Annotated in this window: 17 protein-coding genes; 11 read left to right on the top strand and 6 right to left on the bottom strand. The window is 66.9% G+C overall.

The window, feature by feature from the left end:
- Nucleotides 1-15: 15 nt before the first annotated feature.
- Entirely contained in the window at nt 16-327 is a 312-nt protein-coding gene (locus AC07TU_RS07610) for a hypothetical protein (protein WP_495187315.1), read from the bottom strand.
- Nucleotides 324-1679 carry a bifunctional UDP-N-acetylglucosamine diphosphorylase/glucosamine-1-phosphate N-acetyltransferase GlmU gene (gene glmU / locus AC07TU_RS07605; protein WP_495187314.1) on the bottom strand — a complete coding sequence of 452 codons (1356 nt, stop codon included), beginning with the start codon at nt 1677-1679 and terminating at the stop codon, nt 324-326. Before glmU ends, AC07TU_RS07610 begins: the two co-directional genes overlap by 4 nt.
- 80 nt (nt 1680-1759) lie before the next feature.
- Here glmU and AC07TU_RS07600 point away from each other — a divergent pair, with 80 nt between their 5' ends.
- A complete protein-coding gene (locus AC07TU_RS07600; protein ID WP_495187313.1) occupies nt 1760-2473 on the top strand; it encodes an HAD-IA family hydrolase in 714 nt (237 codons plus the stop codon).
- Here the strand turns inward: AC07TU_RS07600 and AC07TU_RS07595 are convergent.
- The 4 genes from AC07TU_RS07595 to AC07TU_RS07580 form a co-directional block, all read right to left on the bottom strand.
- On the bottom strand, nt 2415-3419 hold the full coding sequence (locus tag AC07TU_RS07595; protein ID WP_495187312.1) for a nucleotidyltransferase domain-containing protein: 1005 nt from the start codon (nt 3417-3419) through the stop codon (nt 2415-2417). The two genes, AC07TU_RS07600 and AC07TU_RS07595, sit on opposite strands and share 59 nt — an antisense overlap.
- On the bottom strand, nt 3416-4279 hold the full coding sequence (locus AC07TU_RS07590; protein ID WP_495187311.1) for an HprK-related kinase A: 864 nt from the start codon (nt 4277-4279) through the stop codon (nt 3416-3418). The genes AC07TU_RS07595 and AC07TU_RS07590 overlap by 4 nt, the downstream gene beginning before the upstream one ends.
- A complete protein-coding gene (locus AC07TU_RS07585) occupies nt 4279-4548 on the bottom strand; it encodes an HPr-rel-A system PqqD family peptide chaperone (protein ID WP_495187310.1) in 270 nt (89 codons plus the stop codon). The genes AC07TU_RS07590 and AC07TU_RS07585 overlap by 1 nt, the downstream gene beginning before the upstream one ends.
- 63 nt (nt 4549-4611) lie before the next feature.
- Nucleotides 4612-5025: a hypothetical protein gene (locus AC07TU_RS07580; protein ID WP_495187309.1), complete on the bottom strand. Its 414-nt coding sequence runs from the start codon at nt 5023-5025 to the stop codon at nt 4612-4614.
- Nucleotides 5026-5122: 97 nt separating this feature from the next.
- Here AC07TU_RS07580 and AC07TU_RS07575 point away from each other — a divergent pair, with 97 nt between their 5' ends.
- The 10 genes from AC07TU_RS07575 (at nt 5123) to AC07TU_RS07530 (ending at nt 15084) form a co-directional block, all read left to right on the top strand.
- Nucleotides 5123-6328 carry an ATP-binding protein gene (locus AC07TU_RS07575; RefSeq protein WP_495187308.1) on the top strand — a complete coding sequence of 402 codons (1206 nt, stop codon included), beginning with the start codon at nt 5123-5125 and terminating at the stop codon, nt 6326-6328.
- Between the two features lie 81 nt (nt 6329-6409).
- On the top strand, nt 6410-7438 hold the full coding sequence (locus tag AC07TU_RS07570) for a substrate-binding domain-containing protein (RefSeq protein ID WP_495187307.1): 1029 nt from the start codon (nt 6410-6412) through the stop codon (nt 7436-7438).
- 16 nt (nt 7439-7454) lie between these two features.
- A complete protein-coding gene (pstC, locus tag AC07TU_RS07565) occupies nt 7455-8828 on the top strand; it encodes a phosphate ABC transporter permease subunit PstC (RefSeq protein ID WP_495187306.1) in 1374 nt (457 codons plus the stop codon).
- On the top strand, nt 8821-10095 hold the full coding sequence (pstA, locus tag AC07TU_RS07560) for a phosphate ABC transporter permease PstA (RefSeq protein ID WP_495187305.1): 1275 nt from the start codon (nt 8821-8823) through the stop codon (nt 10093-10095). Before pstC ends, pstA begins: the two co-directional genes overlap by 8 nt.
- 83 nt (nt 10096-10178) lie before the next feature.
- A complete protein-coding gene (gene pstB, locus AC07TU_RS07555; RefSeq protein WP_495187667.1) occupies nt 10179-10925 on the top strand; it encodes a phosphate ABC transporter ATP-binding protein PstB in 747 nt (248 codons plus the stop codon).
- On the top strand, nt 10925-11623 hold the full coding sequence (gene phoU, locus AC07TU_RS07550; protein ID WP_495187304.1) for a phosphate signaling complex protein PhoU: 699 nt from the start codon (nt 10925-10927) through the stop codon (nt 11621-11623). The genes pstB and phoU overlap by 1 nt, the downstream gene beginning before the upstream one ends.
- Nucleotide 11624: 1 nt before the next feature.
- On the top strand, nt 11625-12314 hold the full coding sequence (gene phoB / locus AC07TU_RS07545) for a phosphate regulon transcriptional regulator PhoB (protein WP_066574681.1): 690 nt from the start codon (nt 11625-11627) through the stop codon (nt 12312-12314).
- 69 nt (nt 12315-12383) lie between these two features.
- On the top strand, nt 12384-12683 hold the full coding sequence (locus AC07TU_RS07540) for a hypothetical protein (RefSeq protein WP_495187303.1): 300 nt from the start codon (nt 12384-12386) through the stop codon (nt 12681-12683).
- A gap of 356 nt (nt 12684-13039) precedes the next feature.
- Nucleotides 13040-13936 (top strand): SDR family NAD(P)-dependent oxidoreductase, encoded by an 897-nt coding sequence (locus AC07TU_RS07535; RefSeq protein ID WP_495187302.1) that lies wholly within the window; start codon nt 13040-13042, stop codon nt 13934-13936.
- Nucleotides 13937-14196: 260 nt separating this feature from the next.
- Entirely contained in the window at nt 14197-15084 is an 888-nt protein-coding gene (locus AC07TU_RS07530) for a hypothetical protein (protein WP_495187301.1), read from the top strand.
- The last annotated feature ends 11 nt before the right edge of the window (nt 15085-15095 follow it).

The following is a 15095-nucleotide window of genomic DNA, read 5'->3' as shown; positions in this document are numbered from 1 at the left end:
TCATCCCCAGCCGCATCAGTGCGGGAAATTGGTGTCGACGAAGAACCGGGTGAATTCCTCCGGGTCGGGCTCGCGGCCGTTCGCCGCGACGAACCGGGCATGGCCGCTGTCCCAGACCTGACGGATCGCGCCCGCCATACCCTCGGGGAACTGCATCCGCGCCACCACGATCTCGCGCCAGTCGCCTTCTTCGCCAAAGATCTCGCGGAATTGCGGCGTCATCTCGACCAACTGCGCATCCTGATCCGGATCGAGATGCCCGATCGCGTCGAGCACATAGCAATCGACCAGACGGAGGAAGGGCTTGCCTTCGTAACGGTCACTCATTTCGCTGCCTTCCTCGCCTGCATCATTGCTCGAAACCGCTTCGCCCAGCCGGGCTTGGCCACTTGTTCGGGCCGCACCAGCGCCAGTGCATCGGCTTCGACATCCTTGGTCACCACCGCGCCCGCCGCCACGATCGCGCCGTCACCGATCGCCACCGGCGCGACCAGCGCGCTGTTCGATCCGATAAAGGCGCCCGCGCCGATCCGCGTGCCGTATTTGAAGAAACCGTCATAGTTGCAGGTGATGGTGCCCGCGCCGATGTTCGCGCCCGCGCCCACCTCCGCATCGCCCAGATAGGTGAGGTGATTGGCCTTCGCACCCTTGCCCAGAACCGTCTTCTTGGTCTCGACGAAATTGCCGATCTTGGCCTTCTCGCCAACCACCGTGCCGGGACGCAGCCGGGCATAGGGGCCGATCTCGGCACCGGTCGCGATGCTCGCGCCCTCGATATGGCTGAAGGCGCGGATGTTGACTCCGTCCGCCACCGTCACACCCGGCCCGAACACGACGTTGGGCTCAATCGTCACGTCGCGGCCCAGCACCGTGTCATAGGCGAACCACACTGTCTCCGGTGCGGTCAGCGTCGCGCCTTCGGCCATCGCCTGCGCGCGGCGCACCTGCTGCCAATCGGCCTCCACCGCCGCCAGATCGCTGCGGCTGTTCACCCCGGCCACTTCGGCGGCATCGGTCTCGATTACCGTCGCGCCGCCGGCATGGACGGCCGAAAGCTCGACGATGTCGGTCAGATAATATTCGCCCGCGGCATTGTCGTTGCCCAGCCGGTCCAGCAGCGCGAACAGGTCCGCCGACCGCACTGCCATCAGCCCCGAATTGCACAGGGTGACCGCGCGCTCCTCGGGCGAAGCGTCCTTATACTCCACGATCTTCTCGATGCGCCCATCGCCATCGACGATCACCCGGCCATAGGCGGCCGCATCGGCGGGGCGGAAGCCAAGCACCACCACGCTGGGCGCGTCGGACTCGTGCAGCCGGCCGACCATCCGGCGCATCGTCTCCTCGGTCACCAGCGGCACATCGCCATAGAGGACCAGCACGTCGCCATCGAAGCCCGTCAATGCCTCGCGCGCCTGCATGACGGCATGGCCCGTGCCGAGCTGTTCGGCCTGCTGCGCGCTGACCACGCCATGCGGCGCCACCGCGGCCTCGACCTGCTCGCGGCGCGCGCCGACCACCACCACCGCCCGCTCGGGCGACAGGCTGGCGACGGTATCGATCAGGTGTAGCAGCATCGGTCGCCCGGCGATCGGGTGCAGAACCTTGTGCAGATCCGACTTCATCCGGGTGCCGCTGCCCGCGGCAAGGATGACGGCGGCGATGGGTGATGTGGTCATGGTCGAAATCGGCCTCCCGTCACGCGGCCCTGCCACGATCATCTTGCTATTTCCATAGCGCGGCGGGCATTTGGCGCGACATGACCAATTTCCCCTTCGACATTGTCGGCTTCGATCTCGACGGCACGCTGTTCGACACCAGCGCCGACCTCGCCGCCGCGACCAATCATGCGCTCGCGCTGGCAGGCCGGCCTCTGCTTTCCCTCGATACGGTCAAGTCGATGCTGGGCCGAGGCGCCAAGCATATGCTCGAACAGGGGCTCGAGGCTTCGGGCGGATATGATCCCGATACGATGGCGCGGGTCTATCCCGCGCTGCTCGAATTCTATGATGCCAATCTGACGCGCGGCACCGTCGCGTTCCCCGGATTGATGGCCGCGCTCGACGATCTCGACTCGCGCGGCGTGAAGATCGCGATCGTCACCAACAAGTTCGAACGCTTCGCGGTAAAGCTGGTCGCCGAGCTTGGACTCGATCATCGTTTCGCCTGCGTGATCGGCGGCGACACGATGGGCAAGGGCAACGCCAAACCCTCCGCCGCGCCGATCCGTGAAATGATCGCGCGCTGTGGCGGCGGGCGTGCGGCGTTCGTCGGCGATTCGATCTACGACATCCAGGCGGCGAAGAATGCGGGCATTCCGAACATCGCCGTCAGCTTCGGCTTCCTGATGCAGCCGGTCGAGGAGCTCGGCGCCGATGCGGTGATCGACGGCTATGACGAGCTGGTCCCTACGCTCATCCGGCTGGGCGATACCCTTTCCGCCACTTCGTCCACAAATGCCGCAACAGCATGAGCGGCGGCATGCGCAGCCAGTGGCCACGCAGGTAGAAGGCAAGCTCGGTCAGCTTGCGCGTCGGGCGGCCCCAGCCGTCGCGAGCGAGCAAACGGCGGACGTAGAGGCGATCCGCCAGCGTCAGTTCCGCGCCTTCGCCGAACAGGTGATCCGAAAGGCGTAGCGCCCGCTCCACCTCATGCGTCAGGCCATGCAACGCGGCGCAGGCGGCAAGCTTCAGCTCGAACTCGGTGTTCCCGAACTCCTCGGTCAGGCAGCGGATATCCCACAGGTTGCGCAAGCCGCCCTGCAGATCGCCGTCGGCGAACAGGTGCGCGGCAGCATGGACCAGCATTCCCTCGGGCGGCAGCACGAACAGCCCGTTCTCCAGCGCCAAGCGGCTGTCGATCAGCGCCGCCGCATCGGGCGTGATCCGCGCGGTGAGCGGGAGGATCGTGTGGTGGACGTCGATCATCCGGTCGCGCTCGCGGTGGATCAACGGCGGCAGCTCGTGCATCCAGCGGCGGTAATAGTCGTCGTCATAGGGATCGGGCTTCACCCATTCCCAGCCCGCCGCGATCAGCGCCGCCTCGGCCTCCTCGATCCGCTCGCGCGGGACGAGGATGTCGAGATCGCCGATCTGCCGCCCCTGCCCCGCCGACAGCCCCGCCGCGACGAACGCCGTCCCTTTGAGCAGCACCACGGGCATGCCGGTCGGGGCGAGCGCGCGCCGTGCCATCTCGGCTTCCCACAGTGCGACCAGTCGCCCCTGTTCGACCGTGGCGCGCGCGTCCTCCAGCACGCGCCGCGCCGCGCCCGGCATCGCCAGTCCCTCGGCGCGCCAGGCCAATGTGCCGATCAGCTGCTCCGCGCGCGCCGCTGCCAGCAATGCGGTCCAGCCGCTCGCGTCCAGCGCCTCGACCGAGGCCGGATCGCGCAGTGCCCGTGCGAGCAGCGCCCCGCTCATGCGAGCTCGCTCCACAGCCGCTCGACCGTCGCGATCGCGGTCTTCGTGTCGGGATAGTCGATCGCCCGCGCCGGCACGCCGCGCACCAGCCCCGTCAGCGCGTCGAACCCGGCCTCGCCCAGCGCAACATAGTTGGTCGATGCCTGGGTCAGGCGCACGAAGCATTCGCTCGGGAATACCTCACGCTCGGCGGCCTCGAAGCCGAAGGAGGGAAAGAGCAGCAAAGCGGGCTTGGCGGGTTCCGCCATCGCCGCGATCGATCGCGCGTCGGGCACCAGATGCCGGATCGTCCCCTTGGGTGTCCCCTCCAGCAACGGGCCCCAGCGCCCGCCGCTGGCTTCGCGTTCCATCACCGGAATCGCGTCGTTCTTGAGGCTGATGAGGCGCGGAAAGCCGTGTATCATGCCGGTGGCGGGGTCGAGCAAGGCGAACTCGTCGCCCAGCAGCCGCCAGCCGCGCGTCATCAGCAATGCCGCCAGCGTCGACTTGCCCGCACCCGACTCCCCGGTCATCAGCAGTGCCTTGCCGCCGCGCTCGACCGCCGAGGCGTGGAGGAGCAGATAGCGCCGCTGGCCCAGCGCCATCTGCAGGTTCATCGCCATCTCCGCCGCAAGCAGCCCCTGCGCCAATGGCAGCGGCGCCGCGTCGGGGATGACGAAATCGCCACCGATCTGCACCGACGGCCGCAACCAGCGCCGCCAGAAGCGCGCGGCGAACAGGCGGACGTTGAAGTCGGGGATGCCGTCCTGCGGCTGCGGGTAATCGTGGTAGAGGTCGTCCAGAAGCGCAACCGGCTCACGCCAGTCGCTGCCCACCCGGAATCCCACCGGACCGATGCGAAGCTGCGTCGAATGGCGCATCAGGCGGCCTCGACCAGACCTGCCGCGACCAGCTCGTCGAGCCGCGCCGCCAGCGCATCGCGATCCGGGTCGATCAGATCATGGGCCGCCGCGAGCGCCGCCAGCGTCTCATCCAGGGTCAGCGACGTGCTGCCCAGCACCTCGATCAACTCAGGCACCGGCGAATCCACCACATGTGTAATCCCGGAGGCGCGGTGATAGACCAGCGTCAGGACATCGAGTGGAACGATCCGGAGCGTCGCGGCGGGCGCGGCGCGATAGCGGGTCATGCTTGGGTCGCTCAGCATTGCCGAGCGGGCCGGCACCGCTACTCAGCATCGCTGAACAGACTCCTAGCCGCGCGGCATCTGGAGCGATGCGAAACAGGTGAAGCCGCTCGTCCCGCGCTGCAGGCGGCGGATATAGTTGGTATAGGCGCGGCTCTGGTCATAGCTCGTGCCCGGCAGGATCCCGCCGTTCATCGCCTTCTTGACCTCTTCGCCCCGGAAGGCGCGGACGGCGGGCGGAAACGCGCCCTTGGTTCCCGGCGGCACGACCTTGCCGTTGGAGTCGATATAGCTGCCCGCGCGGCCGGGATCGGGCACCGGAATCTCGCAGTTGAGCACCGACCCCGCGGTCTGCGCCAGCGCCGGCTTGATCGAGACGATCGCCGAAGCACTCGCAGCGCCCAGCATCAGCGCGCGGCGGCTGGGCCGCGAGGGCTCACCTGCGCCCGGCCCGCTATCCTGGGAATGTTCGTCGGCCATGCTCTACTCCCTGCCACATCTGCCTTTCACAAAGGTGAATCGGGCGCAAGCACCGAAGCGGTGGCGAAGTGTCCCGGATGTGGGCTAGAGCCGCGATATGTTTGGGCTTTCCCCATCCCGCACCGTCCTTGCGCTGGCGGCAGTGCTCGTCACAGCGTTCGCCGTCTGGCTCGCGGCGGGAATCGAGGCGGGCGGCATCGCGCTGATCGGTGCCGCGGTTGCCGCCGCGATCGCCGCCCCGCCCGCCGAATATGCTGCATCAGGGCTGCATCCGCCCGCGCCCGCCGACGACAGCATCGCGGATGCGATCGAGGCGATCTTCGAGCCCGTGCTGCTGATCTCCGACAATCGCGTGATCGCCGCCAACCAGGCCGCGCGCACCTTGCTCGGCGCGCATATATTGGGCGAGGACGTCCGCGTCGCGATCCGCCACCCCGCCGCCGCCGAACGCCTGCTCAATCCCGAGGATGCGTCCGGCACCCCGATCCAGCTGGTCGGTCTCGGCGCGCGCGATCAGCATTGGGAGATGCGCGTACGCACCCTGCCGGGCGGGCATCGCATCGTGCACCTGGGCGATCGCACCGGCAGTCACGCCGCCGACCGCATCCGCGTCGATTTCGTCGCCAATGCCAGCCACGAGCTGCGCACGCCGCTCGCCTCGATCCTCGGCTTCATCGAGACGCTCGAGGACGCCGCCGACGATCCCGAGACGCGCACCCGTTTCCTGCGGGTCATGGACAATGAGGCGCGCCGGATGCAGCGGCTGATCGACGACCTCATGTCGCTCTCACGGATCGAGGCGGAAAAATATCGCGCGCCCGACGATTCGGTCGACCTGCCCGAGCTGATCGACGAGGTGCATGGCGAGCTCGCCGCGCTGTCCCCCGATCGCGCCGGGGATATCGTCATCCATGGCGAGCCCGTCCCGTCCGTCCGCGCCGACCGCGTCCAGCTTTCCCAGCTGCTTCACAACATCATCGGCAATGCGATGAAATATGGGCGGCCCGGCACACCGGTTTCGGTGTCGCTCCGCGGTGCCGGCGAATCGATGGTACGCCTGTCGGTCACCGACGAGAGCGAAGGGATCGCCCCCGAACATCTCCCCCGCCTGACCGAGCGTTTCTACCGTGTCGATTCGAGCCGGAGCCGCGCCGCGGGCGGCACCGGACTCGGCCTCGCGATCGTCAAGCATATCGTCGAACGCCACCGCGGGCGGCTCGACATTGTCAGCACCGTCGGCGCCGGCACGACGGTGACGATTCTTCTGCCAACCGCGCCGCATCCGGGGTCGTTGTCATCATAACGTAACGCAACTGCAACACAGGCCGCGGCGGAACGGGACCGGCCGCCCGCCAGCGAATCGCTTCGGCCGAGGGGATATCAGATGCGCAGCTTCACTCTGATCGCGCTTACCGCGCTGGCACTTGCCGGCTGCGACCGCCAGGCCACCCGGGATCAGATCAAGGTGGTGGGCTCCTCCACCGTTTATCCCTTCACCACCGCGGTTGCCGAAGCCTTCGTCAACAAGAGCACCCAGGCCAAGGCCCCGGTGATCGAACAGGGCGGCACCGGCGCCGGCATGAAGCTGTTCTGCGGCGGCATCGGCGTCGCGCATCCGGACATCGTCAACGCATCGCGCCGGATGAAGAAGTCCGAGCTGGAGCTGTGCCAGAAGAACGGCGTCACCGAGATCATGGAGATCCAGATCGGCAATGACGGCATCGCGCTGGCCGAATCGAACGCCGGCCCCAAGCTCGCGCTGACCCGCAAGGACATCTATCTGGCGCTCGCCGCCAACCCGATGGGCAAGCCCAACACGGCCAAGACCTGGAAGGACGTCAACGCGTCGCTCCCGGCGATCCCGATCAAGGTGCTCGGCCCGCCCTCGACTTCAGGTACGCGCGACGCGTTCGCCGAGCTGATCCTTGAGAAGGGCTGCGAGGAAGCCAATCCCGAGGCCAAGGCGCTCAAGGATTCGGACAAGAACAAGTTCGAGAATCTCTGCCTGCTGATCCGCAGCGACGCCGCCTATGTGGACTCGGGCGAGAACGACAATTTGATCGTCCAGAAGCTGTCGACCGATCCCAACGCCCTCGGCATCTTCGGCTATTCCTATCTCGAGGAAAACGCCCAGCGCCTGCACGGCGTGCCGATCGACGGCGTGACCCCGACCTATGAGACGATCGCCGGCAACACCTATCCGGGTGCCCGCGCGCTCTACATCTACGTCAAGAAGCAGCATCTGAAGGCGGTACCGGGGCTCAAGGAATTCCTGACCCAGTATTCGCAGATGTGGGCGCCGGACGGTCCGCTGGTGAAGCGCGGCCTGATCGCCAGCCCGCAGGCTGCGCGCGACGCCGCGACCAAGGCGATCGACAGCGAGACGGTGCTCGACGCCGCGACGCTGAAGTAAGGCCGGACCCAGCCCCGTGAACCCCTACGCGCTTCTCTTCCTCGTCGCAGGGCTGGGCGTCATCGCCTGGCTCACCGGCCGTGCGCGCGCCGCACGGTTCGGTGCGGCCAGCAAGCACCGGCTCCATTCACTGCCCGGCCAGCACGGCCTCTACGTGGCAATGTGGACCGTCATCCCGGCGCTGATCTTCGTGATCGCCTGGTCGGTTATCACCCCCAGCCTTGCAACCGATGCGGTGCTGAAGGCGCCGCAGGCATCGGGCCTGCCGATGTTCGGGTACGAGCGCGACGCGATCCTCAACGAGGTGCGCGCGCGGGCCGCGGGCGGCAATTACGGCTTCTACCCGCTCGCCGAGCAGCTCGCCCCGGTCTATCTCCAGGCGAGCCGCTTCTATGGCTGGCTCGGGACCGGCATCGCGATCCTGCTCGCCTTCGCCGCCGGCGCCTTCGCCTATACCCGCGTGAAGGCGGATTTCCGTGCCCGCACCCGCGTCGAGCGCACGGTGATGCTCGCGCTGCTGGTCGCGTCGCTGATCGCGATCCTGACCACGCTGGGCATCTTCCTGTCGCTGCTGTTCGAATCGCTGCGCTTCTTCTCGATGGTCCCGGTCACCGACTTCCTGTTCGGGACGCTGTGGAGCCCGCAGGTGATCGACCCGGCCGATCCGGGTGCGACGCTGGGCGCGGTCCCGCTGTTCTGGGGCACCTTCTTCATCGGCGCGGTGATCGCGATGCTGGTCGCCATCCCCTTCGGGCTGATGAGCGCGATCTACCTGACCCAGTACGCCCGCCCCGCGGTGCGCCAGTGGATGAAACCGCTGCTTGAGATCCTCGCCGGCGTGCCGACCGTGGTTTACGGCTATTTTGCCGCGCTGACCGTCGGCCCGGCGATCCGCGACCTCGCCGTCTCGCTGGGCTTTACCTACGCTTCGTCCGAGAGCGCGCTGTCGGCGGGCCTCGTCATGGGCGTGATGATCATCCCGTTCGTCTCCTCGATGGCCGACGATTCGATCGCCGCCGTGCCCCGCGCGATGCGCGACGGCAGCCTGGCGATGGGCGCGACGACCAGCGAGACGATCCGCCGCGTGCTGCTTCCCGCCGCGCTGCCCGGCGTGGTCGCGGGCGTGCTGCTCGCAGTCAGCCGTGCGATCGGCGAGACGATGATCGTGGTGATGGCCGCCAGCGGCGCCGCCAACATCACGCTCAACCCGTTCGAGAGCGCGACCACCGTCACCAAGCAGATCGTCGACCTGCTGACCGGCGAGGCCGAGTTCGACAGCCCCAAGACCCTGGCCGCCTTCGCGCTGGGTCTGACGCTGTTCATGATCACCTTCCTCCTCAACATCGTCGCCCTGCGCGTCGTGAAGAAGTATCGCGAAGCCTATGAGTGAGCTTGTGAGCCCCCTCTCCGACCGTGCACCCACGGACTGGAAGACGGATGCGATGCAGAAGCGCATCCGCAAGCGCTATCGCGCCGAACGCCGGTTCCGGCTGATCGGCATGAGCGCGGTCGTCATCTCGGCGGCGTTCCTGTTCTTCCTGCTCGCGACGATGATCGGCAACGGTGCCGCCGGCTTCATGCGGACCGAAGTCTCGCTGCCGATCGACTTCAAGTCGGCGCCGCTGGAGGTCGACCGGGCCCAACTCGGCACCCGCGGTGCGGACCTCGCGCTCGCCGGTGCGGGGCTGGAGAATCGCGTACAGACCGCGGCCACCGCAGCGTTCGGCGCGAAGGGCGAGGACCTGATCGCCGAGAACGCCTGGACCGCCGTGCGCGACGCGATCAAGGAAGATCCCAATCTGCTCAGCCAGAGCACGCATATCTGGGTGCCGGCATCGAGCGAGCTCGATGCGGCCGCGGACGGCGGTGGCGAGCCGGAGTTCCGCACGATCGTCCAGCAGCTGCGCGAGCGCGGCGCGCTGCAGAGCGGATTCAACGCCGCCTTCCTCAGCCGCGCCGACTCGACCGATCCCACCGCGGTGGGCATCTGGGGCGCGCTCAAGGGCTCGATGCTGACGATGCTGGTGACGCTGCTGATCGCCTTCCCGATCGGCGTGCTCTCGGCCGTCTATCTGGAGGAATATGCCCCCAAGAACCGCTGGACCGACCTGATCGAGGTATCGATCAACAACCTCGCGGCGGTGCCCTCGATCATCTTCGGCCTGCTTGGCCTTGCCGTATTCCTCGGCACACTCGGCCTGCCGCGCTCGGCGCCGCTGGTGGGCGGCCTGACGCTGGCGCTGATGATCATGCCCGTGATCGTCATCGCCGGGCGCAACGCGATCAAGGCGGTGCCGCCGTCGATCCGCGACGCCGCGCTCGGCATCGGCGCGAGCCGGGTGCAGGTGGTGTTCCACCACGTCCTCCCGCTCGCGCTGCCCGGCATCCTGACCGGCACGATCATCGGCATGGCGCGTGCGCTGGGTGAGACCGCACCGCTGCTGCTGATCGGCATGCGCGCCTTCATCGTCACACCGCCTGGCGGCGTGTTCGATCCCGCCACCGTGCTGCCCGTCCAGATCTTTCTCTGGTCGGACGAGGTCAGCCGCGGCTTCATCGAGAAGACCAGCGCAGCGATCATCGTGCTACTGGCTTTCCTGCTCGCGATGAACGCCCTCGCCATCTATCTTCGCAACAAGTTCGAGACCCGCTGGTGATGACCTCAGTTATGACCCAAACCGACCTCGCAGAAACCGCCGATACCAGCGCCGCTCCGGCGCAACCGGCTGAACACTCCAAGATGGCGGCGCGCGGCGTCAACGTCTTCTATGGGGAGAAACAGGCGATCCGCGACGTCTCGATCGACGTCGACATGGAGAATGTCACGGCCTTTATCGGCCCGTCGGGCTGCGGCAAGTCGACCTTCCTGCGTACGCTCAACCGCATGAACGACACCGTCGCCAGCGCGCGGGTCGAGGGCGAGATCACGCTGGATGGCGAGAATATCTACGACAAGTCGATGGACGTGGTGCAGCTGCGCGCGCGCGTCGGCATGGTGTTCCAGAAGCCCAACCCCTTCCCCAAGTCGATCTACGAGAATGTCGCCTACGGCCCGCGCATCCATGGCCTCGCGCGCGCCAAGGGCGACATGGACCAGATCGTCGAGCGCTCGCTCCGGCGCGCAGGCCTCTGGGAAGAGGTCAAGGATCGCCTGGCCGACAGCGGCACCGCGCTGTCGGGCGGCCAGCAGCAGCGCCTGTGCATCGCGCGCGCCATCGCGGTCGATCCCGAAGTGATCCTGATGGACGAGCCCTGCTCGGCGCTCGACCCGATCGCCACGGCGAAGATCGAGGAGCTGATCCACGAGCTGCGCGGCCGCTACGCGATCGTGATCGTCACCCACAACATGCAGCAGGCGGCGCGCGTTTCGCAGCGTACGGCCTTCTTCCATCTCGGCACGCTCGTCGAATATGGCGAGACCGATCAGATCTTCACCGCCCCGCGTCAGGAGCGGACCAAGGACTATATCACCGGAAGGTACGGCTAATGGCGACCGGTCACGAACATACCGTCAAGGCGTTCGACGAGGACATCAAGCATCTGCGCGCGCTGATCTCGCAGATGGGCGGCCTCGCCGAAGAGGCGATCACCGACGCAATGACTGCGCTCCAGCGCAACGACACCGTGCTCGCCAAGGAAGTCCGCGCCAAGGACAAGGCGATCGACGCGATCGAGTCCGAGGTCGAGAAGCTCGCAGTGCGCGTGATCGCGCTGCGTGCGCCGATGGCCGACGACCTGCGCGAGGTGGTCGCCGCGCTCAAGATCGCCGCGGTGATCGAGCGGATCGGCGACTATGCCAAGAACATCGCCAAGCGCGTGCCGATGGTCCATACGCCCGACACCGGCCGGATCGAGGCGATCTCGCTGCTGCCTGCGATGGCGCAGATGGCTGGCGATATGGTGCACGACGTGCTCGACGCCTTCGCCTCACGCGATGCCGAAGCCGCGATCCGCGTGTCGGAGCGCGACAATCGCCTCGACGATTTCTATGACAGCATCTTCCGCACGCTGGTGACCTATATGGTCGAGAATCCGCGCACGGTGAGCGAGGTCGCGCACCTGCTGTTCGTCGCCAAGAATATCGAACGGATCGGCGACCACGCCACCAACGTCGCCGAGATGGTATATTTCGCTGCAACCGGGCAATATCTGGCCGATCGCGATACGGATACCGCGGAGAATTGATATGAGCCGCGCACGCATGCTGCTGGTCGAGGACGATGCAGCGCTCGCCGAACTCCTCACCTACCACTTCAAGCGCGAGGATTTCGACGTCCGCCACACGCCCGATGGCGAGGAAGCCTTGCTGCTCGCCAAGGAAAGCGCGCCCGACATCGTCCTGCTCGACTGGATGGTCGAGAGCCTGTCGGGGATCGAGGTGTGCCGCCGCCTGCGCCGGATGAGCGAGACGGCCAATGTCCCGATCATCATGCTCACGGCGCGCGGCGAAGAAGAGGACCGCGTCCGCGGGCTCGAGACCGGCGCCGACGACTATGTCACCAAGCCCTTCTCCCCGCGCGAGTTGGTCGCGCGCGTCGGCGCAGTGCTGCGCCGCGTGCGCCCGGCGCTGGCGGGCGAGGCGCTGACCTATTCGGACATCGAGATGGATACGGTCGGCCACAAGGTGCGCCGCGGCGGCGACGTCGTGCCGCTCGGCCCAACCGAGTTCCGCCTGCTCAAGCATTTCCTCGAGCATCCGGGCTGGGTCTTCTCGCGCGAACGGCTGCTCGACGCAGTGTGGGGCCACGACAGCGATATCGAGAGCCGCACCGTCGATGTGCACATCCGCCGCCTGCGCAAGGCGATCAATACCGGCAACCGTCCGGATATCATCCGCACGGTGCGTTCGGCCGGATACGCGCTCGACGCGGGATAGATTTCCGCCCTGACGCGTTGGCGGGACGAGCAAAATGCTCTGACCCGACCCAACGTCAGGAGAGAAATCATGAAGCTCCTCGCTGTTGCCGCGGCTGCCGCGGCGTTTGCGATGCCCGGTGGCATCGCGCTGGCCCAGGATACGGCACCCGCATCTACAGCGCCCGAAGCCGCTCCCCCCGCGGATCCCGTCGGGGGCTATCAGCCTTCGACGCCCGCAATTCAGGGCGACACCAGCAGCGGCCAGAAGCCGGTCTTCCAGCCCAATCCGCAGACGCCGACCCAGGCCTTCCCGCCCCCGCCGCCGCTGCAGAAATATCCGCTGTGCAAGAAAGGCCAGACCGACAATTGCCGCCAGCGCGGCGGCTGATGCCGAGGGCGCGGCGGTCCGCCGCCGCGCTCATCGTCAGCGGGGCTTCACGATCCAGTTCCGCTTGGAGAGCCGTAGCATCGGCACGCCGCAATAGGCGCATTTGCTTTCATAGGTGTCCCCGAGCGGGCGAACAGCCGACTCGGAGCGCGCGTGCTTCCCTCTGAGGCAATTCGACCAGCCCCTCAACCACTTGACCATTGATCCCCCCGCCAGTTGGCCGGAATAACATGGCTCAAAGCGGCCAATCCCGTCGAGTGCCATTTAGCACTTGTGTGCCGTTCACCCTCTTTCCGAGTCTCTTGCGAAAGTGACGCGCGCGCGCCACTAGCCGTACGAAGATTCGAGGAGAGGGTATGGCGATCAGGTTCGATGGGCGCGTAGCGATCGTGACGGGTGCCGGCGGCGGCCTGGGCCGCGCCTATGCGCTTGAGCTGGCACGGCGCGGCGCGAGGGTGGTCGTCAACGATCTTGGCGGCACGCGCGACGGCAGCGGCCATTCCGATGCAGCGGCAAAGGTCGTCGAAGAGATCGAAGCGCTGGGCGGCGAAGCCATGGCCAATGGCGGCAGCGTCACCGACTATGCCCAGATGGAAGCCATGGTCGCCGAAGCGAAGGCAAGATGGGGCGGCGTCCATATCCTGATCAACAATGCCGGCGTCCTGCGCGACAAGAGCTTCGCGAACATGGAGCCGGAGGACTTCCGTTTCGTCGTGGACGTCCATCTCAATGGTTCGGCCAACGTCACCAAGGCGGTCTGGGTGACGATGCGCGACCAGGCCTATGGCCGCATCCTGATGACCGCATCCTCGACCGGCCTCTACGGCAATTTCGGCCAAGCCAATTACGGGGCGGCGAAGCTCGGGCTCGCGGGCCTTGCCAAGACGCTCTACCTGGAGGGCGCGAAGTACGATATCCGCGTCAACACCATTGCCCCCACCGCTGGAACGCGGATGACCGAGGATATCTTCCCCGAAGCCGCCTTCCAGGCCTTCACGCCCGAAAGCGTCGCGCCTGCAGCCCTCTTCCTGGTGAGCGAGGATGCGCCGACCAACATGATCGTCGGTGCGGGCGCCGGCGTGTTTCAGGCCGCCTATATCACCCTGACCCCGGGCGCCCGGCTTCAGGGCGAGGAGTTGACGCCCGAGGGCGTCGCCGCCAACTGGAGCACGATCACGGACCGGATGGGCGAAATCGTCCCGAAGTCCGGCGGCGAGCAGGCGATGACGATCATGGCCAAGCTTCAGCGCTGATCCGGGCGGGAATCGGCGGAGAATCACCCTCCGTTCGCTGCCGGAACGATCCCGCGAAGCACCCGAACGGCCGGATTCCGGCCGTTCGGGTGCTTCGTTCCGCCCGAAACTACTCAAAATGACACGACTTCCCGCCCAATCGCGCAAAATGAGTAGCTGACACGTTGCGCATATTCTGAATTGCGCCTTCACTTCTCCTGAATTGGGGGATTTCAAGGCGTTGGTGCGTTGTGACTTCACTGCTGGAGAGGCGCCGAACCATGGCGTTTGAGCCAGCCCAACAGCATCAGGCTGCGGCGCCGCTGCAGGGACCGCTGTTCGAGGGATTGCTGGCGGAGTTCGCGGCGTCCGCCATGTCAGCCAGCATCGCAGCACTCGGGGCACCCAATCGTGCGCTGATCTTCGCGGCCGCGGCGCGCGCGTGCGGACCGTTCGATTCCGGACCCGGGCGATCCTATCCGGTCAGCGTCAACGCGCTCGCCGCATCGCTCACGCGCCCGTTCGAGACGATCCGCCGGCAGGCGAACCAGTTGATCGATGATGGTCTGCTGATCCGCGGCGAGACCGGCCTGTCCGTCCCGCTGCAGGTGATCTGCGACCCCCGGGTCGCGCTGATGGCGGATGGCTGCCACGATCTGCTCGTCCGGCTGGTCGAAGATGTCCGGGCCGCCAATCTGATGCTGCCCGAACCGCGGCCCGACACACCCTATGACCCGCGCGCCGGGATCGGGATCGCCTTCGACCTGCTGCTCGCGACGATCGAATGCCACCATCACCGCCGCGAGAACTGGACGCGGCTGGCGCTGATCTTCGCGATCGAATGGTCAAATCGCCGCTTCGCGCACGCCGCCGGACCCTATCTGGCGCCGGTCAAGCCAAGCACGGTCGCGCGTATCCTGGGCCTTCCCTACGCCACCGTCTCGCGCAACATCGAGGGGCTGGTCGCGACCGGGAAGCTGCGCCGCGTGCCTGAGGGGCTGGTGATCGCCCCCGATCTTGTCACAGCGCCCGCGGCGACCGACGCGAGGCTGGCGCTCGCCAATCGCGCGCGCCAGCTGCTCGGCCGTCTGGGTCAGGTCGGTTTTCCGCTCGACCAGCCGGCGCGCGCCTATATCGGCGCCCGGCCGGCGCTTCCCGCGCTTGGCTGAAACCGCTTCCG

The organism is Sphingomonas sp. GW821-FHT03E12 (assembly GCF_059420685.1).
The sequence above is the reverse complement of the archived record's forward strand: the minus strand, read 5'-3'. Positions and strand labels throughout refer to the sequence as shown.